Raw genomic sequence first — 16129 nt, forward strand, 5'->3', positions numbered from 1 at the left:
CCGGTCGCGTCTGCATGACATCGAGGCCCGCATGCGTGATTTTTTGAATAGGATGCCGCTGACCACGAAACTGGCGGCGCTTATTGTCGCGGTCAACATTTGTGGCGTTTCCGCCCTGGCCACCTATACCTGGATATCGGAAACGCGCTTGCTGATCAGCACGGCGACGGCACATTGGTCGCGCGGCGCCGAACAGTTCGCGTCGGTTGCGGCCGGCGGCGTGAAATGGGGCAAGGTCAACGCGGTGCGGGAAGCCTATGCTCTGCAGCGCGACAACCCTAACCTCGACCTCGTCCAGTTCGCCGCGTTCAACGCCGAGCTTGCGCCGGTCGACATCTGGGCACGCGACGGCGTGGCAGGCGTCCTGTCCTCCGCCGAATTGGCCCAGGCGATCGGTCAGAAACCCGACAGCACGGTTGTCGATACGACGCTGGCTTCCAGAGGTCTGGTCGGGATCGTTGTGCCCCTGCCCCCGGACAAATCCGGCAAGGTCACGGGCTATCTCTTCACTGCCTGGTCGGTGGCGAAAATCCTCGCCAAGGCGCAGCAGGAAGTGCTGAATACCCTGCTTATCCAATTGCTCGTCATCACCGTCGCGGTCACAGCCTTCCTCTTCGCAATGCGCCGGCTTGTCGGACGCCCTGTCCGAAACCTCAGTGCGCGCATCATCGCCTTGCAAACCGGCGACCTCACCTCCCCGGTCGAATACCAGCGCAATGGTGACGAGATAGGCGTTCTCTCGCGCGCACTGGAAGTGTTCCGCGGCGAGGCTATCGCGAAGGTCGAAGAAGAGCGTATCGCCGCGGAGCAGCGCCAGTCGCTTGACGAGGAACGCGCCCGTAATACGAGGATCACCGAGGAAACCAGCAACACCCAACGGGCCGTCATGGCAGAGCTCGGAGACGCGCTGGAAAAGCTTGCCGGAGGCGATTTTTCGATTCATCTCAATGGTCTCGGGCCGGATTTTGAAAAACTGCAGCAGGACTTCAACAACATGGTCGAGGCGGTTGCCGCCGCCCTGACGGAGATCAAGGAGGCGTCCCACCAGGTGGAGGATCGCTCCAGCGAGCTTGCCGGCGCCGCCGACCAGCTGGCTCAGCGCACGGAACGACAGGCCGCAGCTCTCCAGGAGACCGCCGCCTCCCTTGGCCAGGTCACAACAACGGTCAGGACCTCTTCGCAGAAGGCCGAGAGCGCCGGGCACCTCGTCGAGGAGACGAAGAAGGGCGCCCATTCCTCGGCAACCGTCGTCCGCAATGCGATCGGGGCGATGGACCGGATTCAGGCCTCGTCCAGCCAGATCGGCCACATCATCAGCGTTATCGACGAGATCGCCTTTCAGACCAATCTCCTGGCGCTGAATGCCGGCGTCGAGGCGGCCCGCGCGGGCGAGGCAGGCAAGGGTTTTGCAGTCGTTGCGCAGGAAGTGCGGGAGCTGGCCCAGAGATCGGCCAATGCTGCCAAGGAAATCAAGGTTCTGATCACCAGTTCCAATCAAGAGGTCGCTGCCGGCGTCGGGCTTGTCAACGACACGGGCGATGCCCTTCTCCAGATCGGCGACCAGATCAACCGCATCAGCGACAGCATCGTTTCGATCGTCCAGTCTTATCGGGAACAGGCCACGGGCCTGCAGGAGATCAACTCCGCGATCAATCAGATGGATCATGCCACGCAGCAGAACGCCGCGATGGTGGAGGAAACCAATGCGGCCTGCCAGGAACTGCTCTCGCAAGGCCGTCTGCTGCTGAGTTCGGCCAGCAGCTTCACTGTCGGAAACACAGCCGGAAATGGTGCCCGGGCCCATTCCGAATCGGGGAGGCATCAATCTCTCTCCGACAAAAAAACCGGCTTTGCCGCTCCGTTCAGACAAGCGTCCTGAATACGCCTCTGAAGCGGCATGACCTCATAAACGTCAGCAACCTATGGAAGGGAAACACCTATGCATAAGATCATCGTCATGCTCCTTCTCGGCAGCACCGTATCCGCCCTGCCGCTTGGCACGGCTCTGGCCGAGGAGGCTCACGTCGCGCCGGTGACCGAATATGTCAACGGTAAAGTAAAGCCCTGGCTCACCGACGCAGTGATCATTTCGGCGATCAAGGCCCAGAATGCCACCAATGCCAAGCTGAGCGACGCCGATATCCTGGCGCTCGACAAGAAATGGCGCGCCGAGGTCGACAGTTCCAATCGTGCGACGATCGACAGCGTGCTGAACAACGCCTTGTCGAAACTTCTCGTGGAAAAGAAGGAAAAGTCCGAGGGAGCGATTACGGAAATCTTCGTCATGGATGCCAAGGGCCTCAATGTCGGCCAGAGCGACATAACCTCCGATTACTGGCAGGGCGACGAGGCAAAGTTCAAAAAATCCTTCGGTGCCGGCAAGAACGCGCTGTTCGTCGACGAGGTTGAAAAGGACGAATCGTCCCAGACGCTGCAGTCGCAGGCAAGCGTGACGATTACCGATGAGAGCGGAGCGCCGATCGGCGCCGTGACGATCGGGATAAACGTCGATTCTCTCTGAGCCGGGCGAGATACCCCTGGCGCTGCGGCATCGTTGACGCCGCAGCGCCGGGAAAAGATAAACGAAGACCCCGGGCTCGCCGATGGCGAACCTGTTCGGCACACATCCGCGCCCTTTCGGGTAGCCTGCACGGCTATCGTCCCGACTCGCTTGAAGTCAGCCGGGACACCTGGGCCTCTTTTCCGCGGGGACAGGCTTCATCGGGAGCCGAGCACCAACGGCTGATTCTTTCCGGCCCTTTTCAAAAATCTTGGTCCTTGTCACTGGCCCGCCGGTTAAAAAACCGCGCGGGCTTATCTATTAGTGGTGGCCACAGATTCTTGAACTGCCTCGATATGGTACGATCGAACCCCCGAAACCCTGCTGGACCGGGCTTTCGGCACCTGCCGCCGCTCACGAAATATTTCCGCACCTCGCAACGCAAGTTTCAGGCTGTCCCCGCAACTGCCTGAGAATCCTCGGCTATTTCTTCGTCCCCGTTATCCACAGCCGCGAACCACAATATCTTGTGGTTATAAAAGCGTTGCAATCTACGCCTTGACGAATCTCTCGGCTCGTTCGACAGTGTTCCTTACGTTGCGGCGGCGACTGGACCGGAATTAACGAGGCCGGTTCTTCTTCGAGTTTGACGGGAAAGATCATGCAGTCCGGCTATGAGGGACGGGCTGCTATCACGGTCTCCGTGCGTGCTCGATTTTCCGCTCCGGAACAACGGCTGGGACTGGCGGAAAGATTCTGTTAATACTATATGTAGTAGTGTTGCAGCCGTTATCACCACAACATACAGGTTGGCATCTGCGGATGATCACCTGGGATCGGGAACATTCAACCGGCTGCGCGCGTCGAACGTGTGGGCTGGAGCGGCACATCTGCGCCTTATCATCAGGCGCCAACGGACGAGGATTAAGGCAATGCGCATCGAACGTCGTTTCACCAAGCCGGATACAGGCGCTTATGGGGAAATCGAATTCCGCAAGGGGATCAGCGAGATCCGCAATCCGGACGGCTCGATCGTCTTCCGGCTTGCCGATATCGACGTGCCGGCGCAGTTCTCCCAGGTTGCGACGGACGTTCTGGCGCAGAAGTATTTCCGCAAGGCCGGCGTTCCGAAGTTCCTGAAAAAGGTCGAGGAAAACGACGTCCCCTCCTTCCTGTGGCGCTCTGTAGCTGACACGGAAGCGATGAAGGCTTTGCCGAAGGAAGAGCAGTACGGTTCCGAAACCGATGCGCGCCAGGTTTTCTCCCGCCTTGCCGGCACCTGGACCTATTGGGGCTGGAAGGGCGGCTATTTCACCTCCGAAGAAGACGCTGCCGCCTTCATGGACGAGCTTGCCTACATGCTCGCCACCCAGCGCGTCGCTCCGAATTCCCCGCAATGGTTCAACACCGGCCTGCATTGGGCCTATGGCATCGACGGCCCCGGCCAGGGCCATTTCTATGTCGACCCCTTCACGGCTAAGCTCACCAAGTCGAAGTCGGCCTATGAGCATCCGCAGCCGCATGCCTGCTTCATCCAGTCGGTCGAGGACGATCTCGTCAACGAAGGCGGCATCATGGACCTGTGGGTCCGCGAAGCCCGCCTGTTCAAATACGGCTCCGGCACCGGCTCCAACTTCTCGATGCTGCGCGGCGCGGGCGAAAAGCTCTCCGGCGGCGGCCGTTCGTCGGGCCTGATGAGCTTCCTCAAGATCGGCGACCGCGCTGCCGGCGCCATCAAGTCGGGCGGCACCACCCGCCGTGCCGCAAAGATGGTCGTCGTCGACATCGACCATCCGGATATCGAGGAATACATCAACTGGAAGGTCAAGGAAGAGCAGAAGGTGGCGGCCCTCGTCACCGGTTCGAAGATCGTCTCCAAGCACCTGAAGGCCATCATGAAGGCCTGCCTCAACTGCGAAGGCGGGAGCGGCGACGACTGCTACGACCCGCTCAAGAACCCTGCCCTGAAGCGCGAAATCAAGGCTGCCAAGAAGGACCAGGTTCCGGAAAACTATATCGGCCGCGTCATCCAGTTCGCCCGCCAGGGCTACAAGGACCTGGAATTCAAGACCTATGACACGGACTGGGATTCGGAAGCCTATCTGACCGTCTCCGGCCAGAACTCCAACAACTCCGTCTCGCTGAAGGACGACTTTCTGCGCGCTGTCGAGACCGACGGCGACTGGAACCTGACCGCCCGCAAGGACGGCCGGGTGATGAAGACGCTGAAGGCCAAGGACCTCTGGGAACAGATCTCCTACGCCGCCTGGGCGTCCGCCGATCCGGGCATCCATTTCAACACGACGATGAACGACTGGCACACCTCGCCGGCCGGCGGCCCGATCCGCGGCTCGAACCCGTGCTCGGAATACATGTTCCTCGACGACACGGCCTGCAACCTCGCCTCCATGAACCTGCTGCAGTTCAAGGACAAGACGACTGCCCGCATCAACATCGCCGATTACGAACACGCGACGCGGCTGTGGACCGTCGTGCTGGAAATCTCGGTGATGATGGCGCAGTTCCCGTCGCGCCAGATCGCCGAACTCTCCTACCAGTATCGCACGCTCGGCCTCGGCTACGCCAATATCGGCGGCCTGCTGATGTCGACCGGCATCGCCTATGACTCTCCGGAAGGCCGCGCCATCGCCGGCTCGCTGACCGCGATCATGACCGGCATTTCTTATGCCACCTCGGCTGAAATCGCCTCCGAGCTCGGCCCCTTCCCGAACTACGCGCCGAACCGCGACAGCATGCTGCGGGTCATCCGCAACCATCGCCGCGCCGCCCATGGCGAAACCTCCGGCTACGAACAGCTGTCGGTCAACCCGGTGGCGCTGATCCATTCGGAAAACCCGGACCAGGATCTGGTCGCCCATGCCAAGGCTGCCTGGGACAAGGCGCTTGTCCTCGGCGAACAGCACGGCTACCGCAACGCGCAGGTCTCGGTCATCGCCCCGACCGGCACGATCGGCCTGGTGATGGATTGCGACACGACCGGCATCGAGCCCGATTTCGCGCTCGTCAAGTTCAAGAAGCTCGCCGGCGGCGGCTACTGGAAGATCATCAACCGCGCCGTCCCGGAAGCGCTGCGCACGCTCGGTTATTCGGAAAGCCAGATTGCCGAGATCGAGGCATATGCCGTCGGCCACGGCAACCTCAACCAGGCACCCGGCATCAACGCCGGCTCGCTTCGGGCCAAGGGCTTCACCGACGACAAGATCGAAGCCATCAACGGCGCCACCAAGGCCGCCTTCGACATCAAGTTCGTCTTCAACCAGTGGACGCTTGGCGCAGACTTCCTGAAGGGCACGCTTGGGGTCACCGACGAGCAGCTCGCCGACGTGAGCTTCAACCTGCTCGAACATATCGGCTTCTCCAAGAAGGACATCGAAGCCGCCAACATCCATGTCTGCGGCGCGATGACGCTCGAAGGTGCTCCCTTCCTGAAGGCCGAACATTTGGCCGTCTTCGATTGCGCCAATCCCTGCGGCAAGATCGGCAAGCGTTACCTCTCGGTCGAAAGCCATATCCGCATGATGGCGGCCGCCCAGCCGTTCATCTCGGGTGCGATCTCCAAGACGATCAACATGCCGAACGACGCGACCGTCGAGGATTGCGGCTCCGCCTACATGCTGTCCTGGAAGCTCGGCGTCAAAGCCAACGCGCTTTATCGCGACGGCTCGAAGCTCTCCCAGCCGCTCAACTCGTCGCTGATTGCCGATGACGATGCGGAAGACGCGGTCGAGGAACTGCTGGCCCAGCCGGCAGCCGCCCAGGCCGTGACGATCACCGAAAAGATCGTCGAGCGGATCATCGAAAAGGTCGTCCGCAGCCAGGAAAAGCTGCCCGGCCGCCGCAAGGGTTATACCCAGAAGGCGAAGATCGGCGGACACACGATCTTCCTGCGCACCGGTGAATACGACGACGGCCGCCTCGGAGAAATCTTCCTCGACATGAACAAGGAAGGCTCGGCCCTGCGCGCCTTCATCAACAACTTCGCGATCTCCGTCTCGCTCGGCCTGCAGTATGGCGTGCCGCTCGAGGAATATGTCGACGCCTTCACGTTCACCAAGTTCGAACCGGCCGGCATCGTCACGGGCAATGACGCGATCAAGAACGCCACGTCGATCCTCGACTACGTGTTCCGCGAACTGGCGATCTCCTATCTCGGCCGCCACGACCTCGCGCATGTCGATACGTCGGACTTCTCCAACACCGCGCTTGGCCGCGGCGTTTCGGAAGGCAAGGCGGATGTGGTCTCCAAGGGCCTGACCCGCGGTTACAAGCCGACGCTCGTCTCCGGCACCGGCGGCGATCGCCCGGCCGACATCAAGGGTGCGGCGACGGCCGCCCCTGCCCGCGCCTCGGCCGGCACCAACGTCACCGCCTTTGCCGGTGCCGCCGCCCGCAAGCTGGAACCGACCGTCGCCATCTCGACTTCCGAAATCGTCTCCTTCAAGCGGGACTACGAGGAGCGCGCCAAGGAACTCGCCGAAGAGATCGTCGAGGAACTGGTCGAAGAACAGGCGGCCACCACCGCCCTCTTCTCCGACAAGGCCGCCGACGAGGCTGCGACCGCCAAGACGGAAGCCAAAAAGGTCGAAAACGAACGCCGCATGCGCTCGATCGCACAGGGCTATACGGGCAACATGTGCGGCGAGTGCCAGAACTTCACGATGGTCCGGAATGGGACTTGCGAGAAGTGCGACACTTGTGGGGCTACGAGCGGCTGCAGCTGATTAGAACGACGGGCTTTGAGGGCTCAAATATGGAACAGTCTGAAAATATGAAGCGCTTGGGCCACATGATTAAAAAGGCACGAAGCGATACTAGATTGACGACGTACCAGTTGGGCCAGATGCTCCAAATGGCCACGAGTGATCTAAGCTCGGTGGAGAACGGGGAAAAGTGGCCAACTGAAGCGGAATGGGAGAAAATTTCCAAGCTCTTGAGCTTTCCCGTTGATATGCTAGGTGACATGAAAAAGCCCCGGAAGCCGCAGCCTATCGCTCAAGCTCCGGTTGCGCCTGTGCAACCAAAGGAAGCCGCCAAAGTCACCGCTAAAGTGATTGATATGGCGGCCTATAAGAAAGAAAGATGGCGACAGACATCTTTATTCGAAACGGACTGAACTCTCGGCAAATGGCTGAGATCGCTCAGAAATATCGTCACGAGTTCGATGTGGCTCACGTCGAACTCGTTGACGTTATTGAAATATTAGAATTCAAAATGCGCGAATTGTTCCCAGGCTTCCATATTGTTATAAAGGTGGATGCCGAAGTTAATGGGCAAGCCTTTAGCGATCCAAAAAATAAGAGAATAGTAATACGCGAATCTATATACAACAGCGCTTGTGAAGGCGATGCAGGGTGTAGATTTGTTATCGCTCACGAGATTGGCCACTATATACTTCACGCCAGCAAAAACAAAACACTACATAAAACTATTGATACCTACGACGCTGCCATCAGGGGAATGAACTCTACTGAAAGTGCGGAGGCCCAAGCCGATATGTTTGCGAGACATTTTCTTGCACCTCCATTTATTTCCTACGCGTTGAGGTCCGATATTCAATCTCTTTCACGGCGAACCGGCATACCTCTTAATATCGCAAAAGGTAACGTTACCCTTTCCAGGCGAATTGAAATGCGTGATCTTGCCACGACTGGGCCTATAAAAAGGTGATGGTGCAACAGGCGCCCTATCTCCCCCCTAGCGGGGGAGAATGGAATTTCAACATCTTAGCTTCAGCTAAGTGTTAGAAATTCCAAGAGAGGGGGTTCAACGCCGGCGCCAACAGCAAATCCCCTCACCTGAAAAATCTGGCACTTAGCTGACGCTAAGTACCGATTTTTCTTCCTCTCCCGCAGGGGGGAGAGGTAACCCGCGGCGCCGTTGCACCATAGTGAGGCAGGCGCGGAGGCGCCGACCGATCGGCAGATTCACTCCCCGCCGTTCTTCAACTCCGCCAGAATGGTCAGCACCGCGCCATCGAGATTGGTCACCACCTCGTCGTTCCAGAAGCGCAGGATGCGGAAGCCCTGGCTTTGGAAATATGCATCCCGGATTTGGTCGGATATGCTCCCGGCGTGTTGTCCGCCATCCACCTCGATGATCAACCGCCCTTCGAAGCAGAGGAAATCGAGGATATAACCGTCCAGCGGAACCTGACGCTTGAACTTGAAGCCGCCGATCTGCCTGTTGCGGACGGCCTGCCACAGGATATTTTCCGCCTTGGTCGAGCCCGACCGCATGGTTCTCGCAAACCGTCGATGTCGATCCGGAATGTCGCGGCGCATCACAATCCCCGATGGTGGCCATGCATTTACGCACGGAGACGAAGGATACGGCAAGAGCGCGGCAGGTACCCTATCTCCCCCCTGGCGGGGGAGAATGGAATTTCAACATTTTAGCTTCAGCTAAGTGTTAGAAATTCCAAGAGAGGGGATCCAACGCCGACGCCCACAGCAAACCCGCCAGCTTCCATGGCTATGATCCGCCGGCGGCATGAGACGGTCAGGATAAAGGTGAGCCTCGAGGCCAATGGGGGCGTCAGAAATCGCCCAATGCGTATCCGGCGCCGCGCACGGTCCGGATCACGTTGTCGGACTTGCCGAGGCTGATGACTTTGCGGAGCCGGCCGATATGGACGTCGATGGCGCGTTCATCGACGGTCGTGTCGTCGCCCCACAGGGATGCCTTGAGCTCCGAGCGGGAATAAACCTTGCCCGGTGTCCGCATCAGGAATTCAAGAAGCTTGAACTCCTTAGGCCCGAGCTTGACCTCACGTTTCTGCCGGTGAACCCGGTGGGCCTCCCGGTCGAGCGTGAGATCGCCGACCTTGAGCATGTGGTCCAGGAGGGCGGGGTTGACGCGCCTCAGCAGGTTTTTCACACGGACAACGAGTTCGACCGGGGAAAATGGCTTCATGAGGCAATCGTCGGCGCCCGCCGCCAGCGCGATGAGGTGAAGGCCTTCGCCACCCGACGGCACAAGGAGGATGATCGGAAGGCGCGACAGGATAGGGTCGAGACGGACCTCCCGGCAGACCTCGAGACCTCGCACGCCCGGAAGATCCGAACTCATGACCAGGATATCCGGCGGAACGGCTTTCAGGCGATTTGAGATCTCGGCTCCACTTGCCAGCATCGATACGACGAAGCTGTCGGCCACGAGGGCTTTCTGCAATATCAGACGGAACGACTCGTCGTCGTCGACCAACAGGACCCGCGCGCTCATCTCGTGGCCACCAACTATGTTTCCATGGAGTATCCGGCACCGCGGACGGTGCGGATGACATCCTGCATGTTGGAGAAGTTGAGTGCCTTGCGAAGTCTTCCCACATGGACGTCGACGGTACGCTCGTCGACATAGATGTCGTGGCCCCAGACGCCGTCCAGAAGCTGCGAGCGGGAGAAGACCCGCCCTGGCGCTGCCATCAGGAATTCGAGCAGGCGGAATTCGGTCGGGCCCAGACGCACTTCGCGGCTCTTGCGGTGAACGCGATGGGTTTCCCGATCGAGTTCGATATCGCCGCAGCGGAGAACGCTGGAGAGCACCTCGGGACGGGCCCGGCGCAGCATGGCCTTGACGCGGGCCATCAGTTCCGGCGTCGAGAAGGGTTTTACCACATAGTCGTCGGCGCCGGTGGCGAGGCCGCGAACACGTTCGCTCTCCTCGCCGCGGGCCGTCAGCATGATGATCGGCAGGCGCTCCGTTTCCGGGCGCATGCGCAGCCGGCGGCAGAGTTCGATGCCGGAAACACCGGGCAGCATCCAGTCCAGGATCAGAAGGTCCGGTACCCGCTCCTGAAGCCGAATTTCGGCTTCGTCGCCCCGCAAAACGGTATCGACCTCATAACCCTCGGCTTCCAGATTGTAACGAAGAAGCACGCTCAGCGCTTCTTCGTCTTCTACGACAGCGATTTTCGGCAGCATTCTTGGCCTGCTCCGTCAGTTCTATTCAGTGATCGCGCCGAGCGTGTTCGACGAGTCGTCCTTCGGACGATCGCCTTCCGGCTGGGCGCCCGTCGTCATGTAGTAGATGGTTTCGGCGATGTTGGTGGCGTGGTCGCCGATACGCTCGATGTTCTTGGCGCAGAACAGGAGATGCGTGCAGGTGGTGATGTTGCGCGGATCCTCCATCATGTAGGTGAGGAGTTCGCGGAACAGCGAGGTGTACATCGCGTCGATTTCCTCGTCGCGGCTGCGGATCGCCTCGGCCTTTTCCGCCGAACGCGTCGCGTAGACGTCGAGGACGTCCTTGAGCTGCACGAGGGCGAGATCGGAGAGATGTTCGAGGCCGCGGGCGAGTTTGCGCGGAACGCCGGTGCCCTGAACCGCGATAACGCGCTTGGCGGTGTTCTTGCCAAGGTCGCCGACGCGCTCGAGATCGGAGGCGATGCGCAGCGAACCGACGATCTCGCGAAGGTCGGCCGCAACCGGCTGGCGGCGGGCGATCGTGATGATCGCCTTGTCGCCGATCTCGCGCTCGGCGTGATCGAGGATCACGTCGTCGGAGATGACCTTCTGCGCGAGTGCGGCGTCGGAATTGACCAGCGCGCGCACAGCGTCCGAGCACATCTGCTCGGCGAGGCCACCCATCTCGGAAATGCGGCGGCTCAGGTATTTCAGTTCGTCGTCGTAAGCCGACAGGATATGGGTCGATGCCATCTTCTAGTCCTCAAAATTGATTTTCAGGCGGCACAATCGGCTGGATCAGCCGAAGCGGCCCATGATGTAATCCTGGGTGCGCTGATCGTCGGGATTGGTGAACATCTTGTCGGTGTCGTTCTCCTCGACGAGCTGGCCGAGATGGAACATGGCGGTGCGCTGCGACACGCGGGCAGCCTGCTGCATCGAGTGCGTCACGATGACGATCGTGTAGTTGGCACGCAGCTCATGGATGAGTTCTTCAACCTTGGCGGTCGCGATCGGGTCGAGAGCCGAACAGGGTTCGTCCATGAGGATGACTTCCGGCGACACGGCGATCGCACGGGCGATGCACAGACGCTGCTGCTGGCCGCCGGAGAGGCCCGTGCCGGATTCGTGCAGGCGATCCTTGACTTCGCCCCAGAGGCCGGCGCGCTGCAGGCTCGCCTCGACGATCTGGTCCATGTCGGCCTTGTTCTTGGAAAGGCCGTGGATGCGCGGACCGTAGGAAATGTTCTCGTAGATGGTCTTCGGGAACGGGTTCGGCTTCTGGAACACCATGCCGACGCGGGCGCGAAGTTCCACGACGTCGATGTTATTGTCGTAGATATCGTCCGTGTCGAGGGTGATCTTGCCGGTGACGCGGCAATTCTCGATCGTGTCGTTCATGCGGTTGAGGCAGCGCAGGAAGGTGGACTTGCCGCAGCCGGAAGGACCGATGAGAGCCGTCACAGTGTTTTCGCGGACGTTGAGGTTCACGTCGAAAAGCGCACGCTTTTCGCCGTAGTAAACCGAAACGTCCTTGCCGATCATCTTGTGGGAAGCATCGCTCATCTTTTGGTCCAGCGCCTTTTCTACTGCCGATTCTGACATCATATTCATTGTCATACTCCTTCTACCAGCGCCGCTCGAAGCGACGCCGCAAGAGAATTGCGCCAACATTCATCAGGATGAGGAACAGGAGCAGGATGATGATTGCTCCCGAGGTACGCTCGACGAACGCGCGCTCCGCTTCGTTCGCCCACATGTAGATCTGGACCGGCAGCGCCGTCGACGGGTCGAGCGGCGTGGTCGGATAGTTGGCGACGAAGGCCACCATGCCGATCAGCAGCAGCGGCGCGGTTTCGCCGAGTGCGTGGGCCAGGCCGATGATGGTGCCCGTCAGGATGCCCGGCATGGCAAGCGGCAGGACATGGTGGAAGATCGTCTGCATCTTCGATGCGCCGAGCCCGAGGGCGGCCGCCCGGATCGATGGCGGCACGGCCTTCAGTGCCGCGCGGGTCGCGATGATGATCGTCGGCAGCGTCATGAGGGTGAGCACCAGACCGCCGACGAAGGAGGCGGAACGCGGCAGGCCCATGAAGTTGACGAAGACCGCCAGACCGAGAAGACCGTAGACGATCGAGGGAACGGCCGCGAGATTGTTGATATTCACCTCGATCAGGTCGGTGAACTTGTTCTTCGGGGCGAACTCCTCGAGATAGATCGAGGCGGCGACGCCGATCGGCAGCGCCAGGACAAGCACGATCAGCATCATGTAGAACGAGCCGATGAGCGCGACGCCGACGCCAGCCGCTTCCGGACGGCTCGATGCGCCGTTGACGAAAATGCCGCTGTTGAAATGCTTGGCAAGCGCTCCGCTGTCGGAGAGCTGGGTCATCCAGCCGAGCTGCTGGTCGTTGATCTTGCGGTTCTCCTGGCCGACGTTGAGGTCGATCTGGCCCTTGTAGGCCGAGTCGATATCGCCGGAAGCGAGCAGTCTTACCGTCTGCGTCGTGCCGATGATCGCCGGATTGGCGACCACCAGGTCACGCAGCTGAACGCGGACGCCATCCGACAGCATCTGGCTGACTGCGCGGGCTGCGACACGGTCGTCCACGCTGACATTGAGCAGCTTGGCGAGCGCATTGCGGGCGACGACCGGATAGTTCGCCGTCATCAGCTTCTGCGGGTTGGTGGCGCGTTCGTTCTGCGGGTCGATGATCTGCTGCGAAAACTCGACCGGCATGGTGATCATGGTCTGCTGGAAGGCGGTGTATCCCTTGGAGACCACCGACCACAGGAGAAGCATCAGGAAGATGATGCCGAAGGAAAGCGCGGCGATGCCATAGGCTCGGAAGCGACGCTCGGCGGCGTAACGGCGCTTGATGCCGATATCGCGACGGACGGACTTGGCCTTGGGGATGCCGGCGGCGGGAGAAACCACATCGGTCATTCGTACTGCTCCCGGTATTTGCGCACGATATAGAGCGCGTAGATGTTGAGGCAAAGCGTGATGGCGAACAGCGTGATGCCCAGCGCGAAGGCAACCAGGGTCTGCGGCGAGGTAAACTCAAGGTCACCCGTCAGCTGGTTGACGATCTTCACGGTCACGGTCGTCATCGGCTCGAACGGATTGATCTGCAGGCGGGCGGCGACACCGGCCGCAAGCACGACGATCATGGTTTCGCCGACGGCGCGCGAGGCGGTCATCAGGAGCGCGCCGACGATGCCCGGCAGAGCGGCGGGCAGGACGACCTTCTTGATGGTTTCCGAACGGGTGGCGCCGAGACCGAGCGAACCGTCACGCAGGGCCCGCGGCACTGCCGTGATGATATCGTCCGACAGCGAGGAGACGTAGGGGATCAGCATGATGCCCATGACGAAACCGGCCGTCAGAACGCTCTGTGCCTGGATGAAGTTGGCATAGTCGCCGGTGACAAGGCCGTTCAGCTGCGAGGAAATGTCGCGAAGGAACGGACCGACCGTCGTCAATGCGAAGAAGCCGTAGACAATGGTCGGAATGCCGGCGAGCACTTCGAGCAGCGGCTTGGCAACCGAGCGGACCTTCGGCGACGCGTATTCCGACATGTAGATTGCCGAAAAGAGGCCGATCGGAACCGCGAAGAGCATCGCGACGAAACCGATATAGAGCGTGCCGAGCAGCAGCGGAATGAGGCCGAACTGACCTTCGGAGCCACCCGAACCCGCAGCCGCAAAACGCGGATCCCATACCGTGCCAAAGAAGAATTCCCAGGCAGGAATGGCGGTGAAGAAGTGGGCCGCTTCCGTCAGCATCGATGCGACGATGCCGACCGTGGTCAGAATAGCGATCGAAGAAGCGACGACGAGGCTGCCGAGGATCACTTTTTCCACCCGATTGCGGGCACGGAAGCGCGGCGCGATCTGGCGGTAAGCAAAGAGAGCGCCGCCGATGGAAGCCCCCAGAACGAGGATCGTCATGAGGATACGGCTGACGAAGGTCATCCTGTTCAGTTCGGCAGCGGCCTTGACCATGAAGGGCTGCGGATCACCCGCAAGCGGAACGCCCTTGGCGCCAAGCGCAGCACGAAGCTCCACCGGATTATTCTCGATGCGGGCGATCTCGTCGCCGGTCAGTGCGTTCATGCCGCGGGCGATCGAGGTGATCATGCCGTAGCTCAGGCCTTGCTCGGCCTGCGATTGGGTTTTCACCTCCTCGGGAAACGCGCCGCGCACCGAGGAACTGATAAACATGGGGCTGGCGACCAGCCAGACAAAAAGAATGACGACGGCCGGCAGGATCGCCCAGACGGCGACAAAAGAACCGTAATATCCAGGCCGCGAATGAAGTTTGGAGGAAATTCCTCCGACCAGTGCCATTGCATACCGGGCACCGGCGACGTAACCGGCTATGCCGATTATCGCCAAAATCAACAATATTAGTGATGTGTTCATCATAATCCCCCGGCGTACCGCCTTCGGCGGCAACCCATCACCGCCCAGCTCCGTTCATCGGAACCGATCGCATCGCCGTCGCGCCTCGCGCAACACCATCGCCACAAAACCGACGATTCCCCACCAAGGCAAAAGCCCTCGGTCGGAGAGAAAACGGCGCCGCTTCAAAAGCGGCGCCGGTCTTTCAATTACATGGTCTTGCCAGCGGCAAAGTCCTTGCGGAGCTGCACGCGCTGCGCTTCCGGAGCGGCAACGAGGCCGTACTCGACGAGCGGCGAGTCAGGACCGATCATGTCATCAGAGGTGAAGAACTCGACGTATTCCTTGAGGCCCGGAACAACACCCAGGTGAGCCTTCTTGACGTAGAAGAACAGCGGGCGGGAGACGGGATAGGTACCGTCAGCAATCACAGCCGCGGTCGGCTTGATGCCGTTGACGGTGGCGACTTTCAGCTTATCGGCATTGTTTTCGTAGAAGGCGAGGCCGAATACGCCGACGCCAGTCTTGTTGGCGGCGATACGAGCGAGCGTCTCGGTATAGTCGCCGTCGATGTCGACAGCAACGCCGTCCTTGCGAACAGCAATGCACTTGGCGGTCGCCTGCTTGGCGTCCGGAACGAGCTTCTTGATGGCTTCCGCAGCACCAACTTCCTTGCAGCCTTCCGACAATACCTTCTCTTCGAAGACTTCGCGCGTACCGTGCTTCGTGCCCGGAATATAGGCAGCGATCGGGCCCTTCGGCAGAGTCGGGTTGATCTCCGACCAGTTCTTGTAAGGGTTGGCGACGAGCTTTCCGTCAACAACCACTTCAGCGGCAAGAGCCTTGTAGAAGTCCTTCGGCTCGATCTTCATGTCGCCGTTGCTGCTGGCGGCCGCGAAGACGATACCATCGTAACCGATGCGAATTTCCTGGACGTCAGTCACGCCGGCGGCCTTGCAGGCTTCCAGTTCGCTCTTGTTGATCGGACGCGAAGAATTAGCGATGTCGATCGTGGCTTCGCCGACGCCCTTGCAGAATTCCTTGAGGCCCGCGCCCGAGCCGCCCGACTCGACGATCGGGGTCTTGAACTTCGGGAAGGCTTCGCCGAAAGCTTCTGCAACGATCTTCGCATAGGGAAGAACGGTGGAGGAACCGGCAACCTGAACCTGATCGCGAGCCGTTGCGACGCCTGCGGTGGCCAGCAGAATTGCGGCTACAGCGCAGCTTCCTAGATACTTCTTCATGGATTTCTCCCTTGGAATTCGGATTGACGCTTGGGCGTCGGCTACCCTCTATCTGT

The 16129-nt window shown here is 60.2% G+C and carries 13 protein-coding genes; 5 read left to right on the forward strand and 8 right to left on the reverse strand.

From position 1 onward, the window contains the following. The first annotated feature begins 31 nt into the window (after positions 1-31). The 5 genes from C5J24_RS16630 (at position 32) to C5J24_RS16650 (ending at position 8188) form a co-directional block, all read left to right on the forward strand. Positions 32-1879 (forward strand): methyl-accepting chemotaxis protein, encoded by a 1848-nt coding sequence (locus C5J24_RS16630; RefSeq protein ID WP_105419394.1) that lies wholly within the window; start codon positions 32-34, stop codon positions 1877-1879. A gap of 60 nt (positions 1880-1939) precedes the next feature. After that, positions 1940-2521: a hypothetical protein gene (locus C5J24_RS16635; protein WP_105419396.1), complete on the forward strand. Its 582-nt coding sequence runs from the start codon at positions 1940-1942 to the stop codon at positions 2519-2521. Positions 2522-3432: 911 nt separating this feature from the next. Beyond that, positions 3433-7242 carry a vitamin B12-dependent ribonucleotide reductase gene (locus C5J24_RS16640; RefSeq protein WP_105419398.1) on the forward strand — a complete coding sequence of 1270 codons (3810 nt, stop codon included), beginning with the start codon at positions 3433-3435 and terminating at the stop codon, positions 7240-7242. A gap of 29 nt (positions 7243-7271) precedes the next feature. Continuing rightward, on the forward strand, positions 7272-7634 hold the full coding sequence (locus C5J24_RS16645; protein WP_172724019.1) for a helix-turn-helix transcriptional regulator: 363 nt from the start codon (positions 7272-7274) through the stop codon (positions 7632-7634). Beyond that, positions 7601-8188, forward strand: a complete 588-nt coding sequence (locus C5J24_RS16650) for an ImmA/IrrE family metallo-endopeptidase (protein ID WP_105419402.1) — start codon at positions 7601-7603, stop codon at positions 8186-8188. The genes C5J24_RS16645 and C5J24_RS16650 overlap by 34 nt, the downstream gene beginning before the upstream one ends. A 257-nt stretch (positions 8189-8445) precedes the next feature. On the opposite strand, the gene C5J24_RS16655 is transcribed toward C5J24_RS16650, so the two are convergent. The 8 genes from C5J24_RS16655 to C5J24_RS16690 all read right to left on the reverse strand — a co-directional run bounded on the left by C5J24_RS16655 (position 8446) and on the right by C5J24_RS16690 (position 16073). Continuing rightward, entirely contained in the window at positions 8446-8802 is a 357-nt protein-coding gene (locus C5J24_RS16655) for an endonuclease domain-containing protein (RefSeq protein ID WP_105419404.1), read from the reverse strand. A gap of 253 nt (positions 8803-9055) precedes the next feature. Continuing rightward, positions 9056-9742 carry a winged helix-turn-helix domain-containing protein gene (locus tag C5J24_RS16660; RefSeq protein ID WP_105419406.1) on the reverse strand — a complete coding sequence of 229 codons (687 nt, stop codon included), beginning with the start codon at positions 9740-9742 and terminating at the stop codon, positions 9056-9058. 14 nt (positions 9743-9756) lie between these two features. Further along, positions 9757-10440, reverse strand: a complete 684-nt coding sequence (gene phoB, locus C5J24_RS16665) for a phosphate regulon transcriptional regulator PhoB (protein WP_037084667.1) — start codon at positions 10438-10440, stop codon at positions 9757-9759. 21 nt (positions 10441-10461) lie between these two features. Further along, positions 10462-11175, reverse strand: coding sequence for a phosphate signaling complex protein PhoU (phoU, locus tag C5J24_RS16670; RefSeq protein ID WP_105401106.1), 714 nt, complete (start codon positions 11173-11175; stop codon positions 10462-10464). Between the two features lie 45 nt (positions 11176-11220). Next, entirely contained in the window at positions 11221-12036 is an 816-nt protein-coding gene (gene pstB / locus C5J24_RS16675) for a phosphate ABC transporter ATP-binding protein PstB (protein ID WP_046668027.1), read from the reverse strand. 13 nt (positions 12037-12049) lie between these two features. After that, positions 12050-13369 carry a phosphate ABC transporter permease PstA gene (gene pstA / locus C5J24_RS16680; RefSeq protein ID WP_105419408.1) on the reverse strand — a complete coding sequence of 440 codons (1320 nt, stop codon included), beginning with the start codon at positions 13367-13369 and terminating at the stop codon, positions 12050-12052. Beyond that, the gene (gene pstC, locus C5J24_RS16685; protein WP_105401424.1) at positions 13366-14850 is read right to left on the reverse strand and encodes a phosphate ABC transporter permease subunit PstC; all 1485 of its coding nucleotides are present in this window, start codon (positions 14848-14850) and stop codon (positions 13366-13368) included. The genes pstA and pstC overlap by 4 nt, the downstream gene beginning before the upstream one ends. Before the next feature lie 188 nt (positions 14851-15038). Continuing rightward, complete coding sequence (locus C5J24_RS16690; protein WP_105419409.1) at positions 15039-16073, reverse strand: substrate-binding domain-containing protein; 1035 nt, start codon at positions 16071-16073, stop codon at positions 15039-15041. Positions 16074-16129 lie beyond the last annotated feature (56 nt).

Origin of the sequence: Neorhizobium sp. T25_27 (assembly GCF_002968565.1) — a bacterium.
Lineage (GTDB): Bacteria > Pseudomonadota > Alphaproteobacteria > Rhizobiales > Rhizobiaceae > Neorhizobium > Neorhizobium tomejilense.

Excerpts from the sequence above, each read along its gene's own strand:
- phoU (WP_105401106.1), bottom strand. The coding sequence starts at position 11,175 with ATGGCATCGACCCATATCCTGTCGGCTTACGACGACGAACTGAAATAC.
- C5J24_RS16690 (WP_105419409.1), bottom strand. The coding sequence starts at position 16,073 with ATGAAGAAGTATCTAGGAAGCTGCGCTGTAGCCGCAATTCTGCTGGCC.
- C5J24_RS16635 (WP_105419396.1), top strand. The coding sequence starts at position 1,940 with ATGCATAAGATCATCGTCATGCTCCTTCTCGGCAGCACCGTATCCGCC.
- pstB (WP_046668027.1), bottom strand. The coding sequence starts at position 12,036 with ATGAATATGATGTCAGAATCGGCAGTAGAAAAGGCGCTGGACCAAAAG.
- phoB (WP_037084667.1), bottom strand. The coding sequence starts at position 10,440 with ATGCTGCCGAAAATCGCTGTCGTAGAAGACGAAGAAGCGCTGAGCGTG.
- C5J24_RS16640 (WP_105419398.1), top strand. The coding sequence starts at position 3,433 with ATGCGCATCGAACGTCGTTTCACCAAGCCGGATACAGGCGCTTATGGG.
- C5J24_RS16650 (WP_105419402.1), top strand. The coding sequence starts at position 7,601 with ATGGCGACAGACATCTTTATTCGAAACGGACTGAACTCTCGGCAAATG.
- C5J24_RS16630 (WP_105419394.1), top strand. The coding sequence starts at position 32 with ATGCGTGATTTTTTGAATAGGATGCCGCTGACCACGAAACTGGCGGCG.
- pstA (WP_105419408.1), bottom strand. The coding sequence starts at position 13,369 with ATGACCGATGTGGTTTCTCCCGCCGCCGGCATCCCCAAGGCCAAGTCC.
- C5J24_RS16645 (WP_172724019.1), top strand. The coding sequence starts at position 7,272 with ATGGAACAGTCTGAAAATATGAAGCGCTTGGGCCACATGATTAAAAAG.
- C5J24_RS16655 (WP_105419404.1), bottom strand. The coding sequence starts at position 8,802 with ATGCGCCGCGACATTCCGGATCGACATCGACGGTTTGCGAGAACCATG.
- C5J24_RS16660 (WP_105419406.1), bottom strand. The coding sequence starts at position 9,742 with ATGAGCGCGCGGGTCCTGTTGGTCGACGACGACGAGTCGTTCCGTCTG.
- pstC (WP_105401424.1), bottom strand. The coding sequence starts at position 14,850 with ATGAACACATCACTAATATTGTTGATTTTGGCGATAATCGGCATAGCC.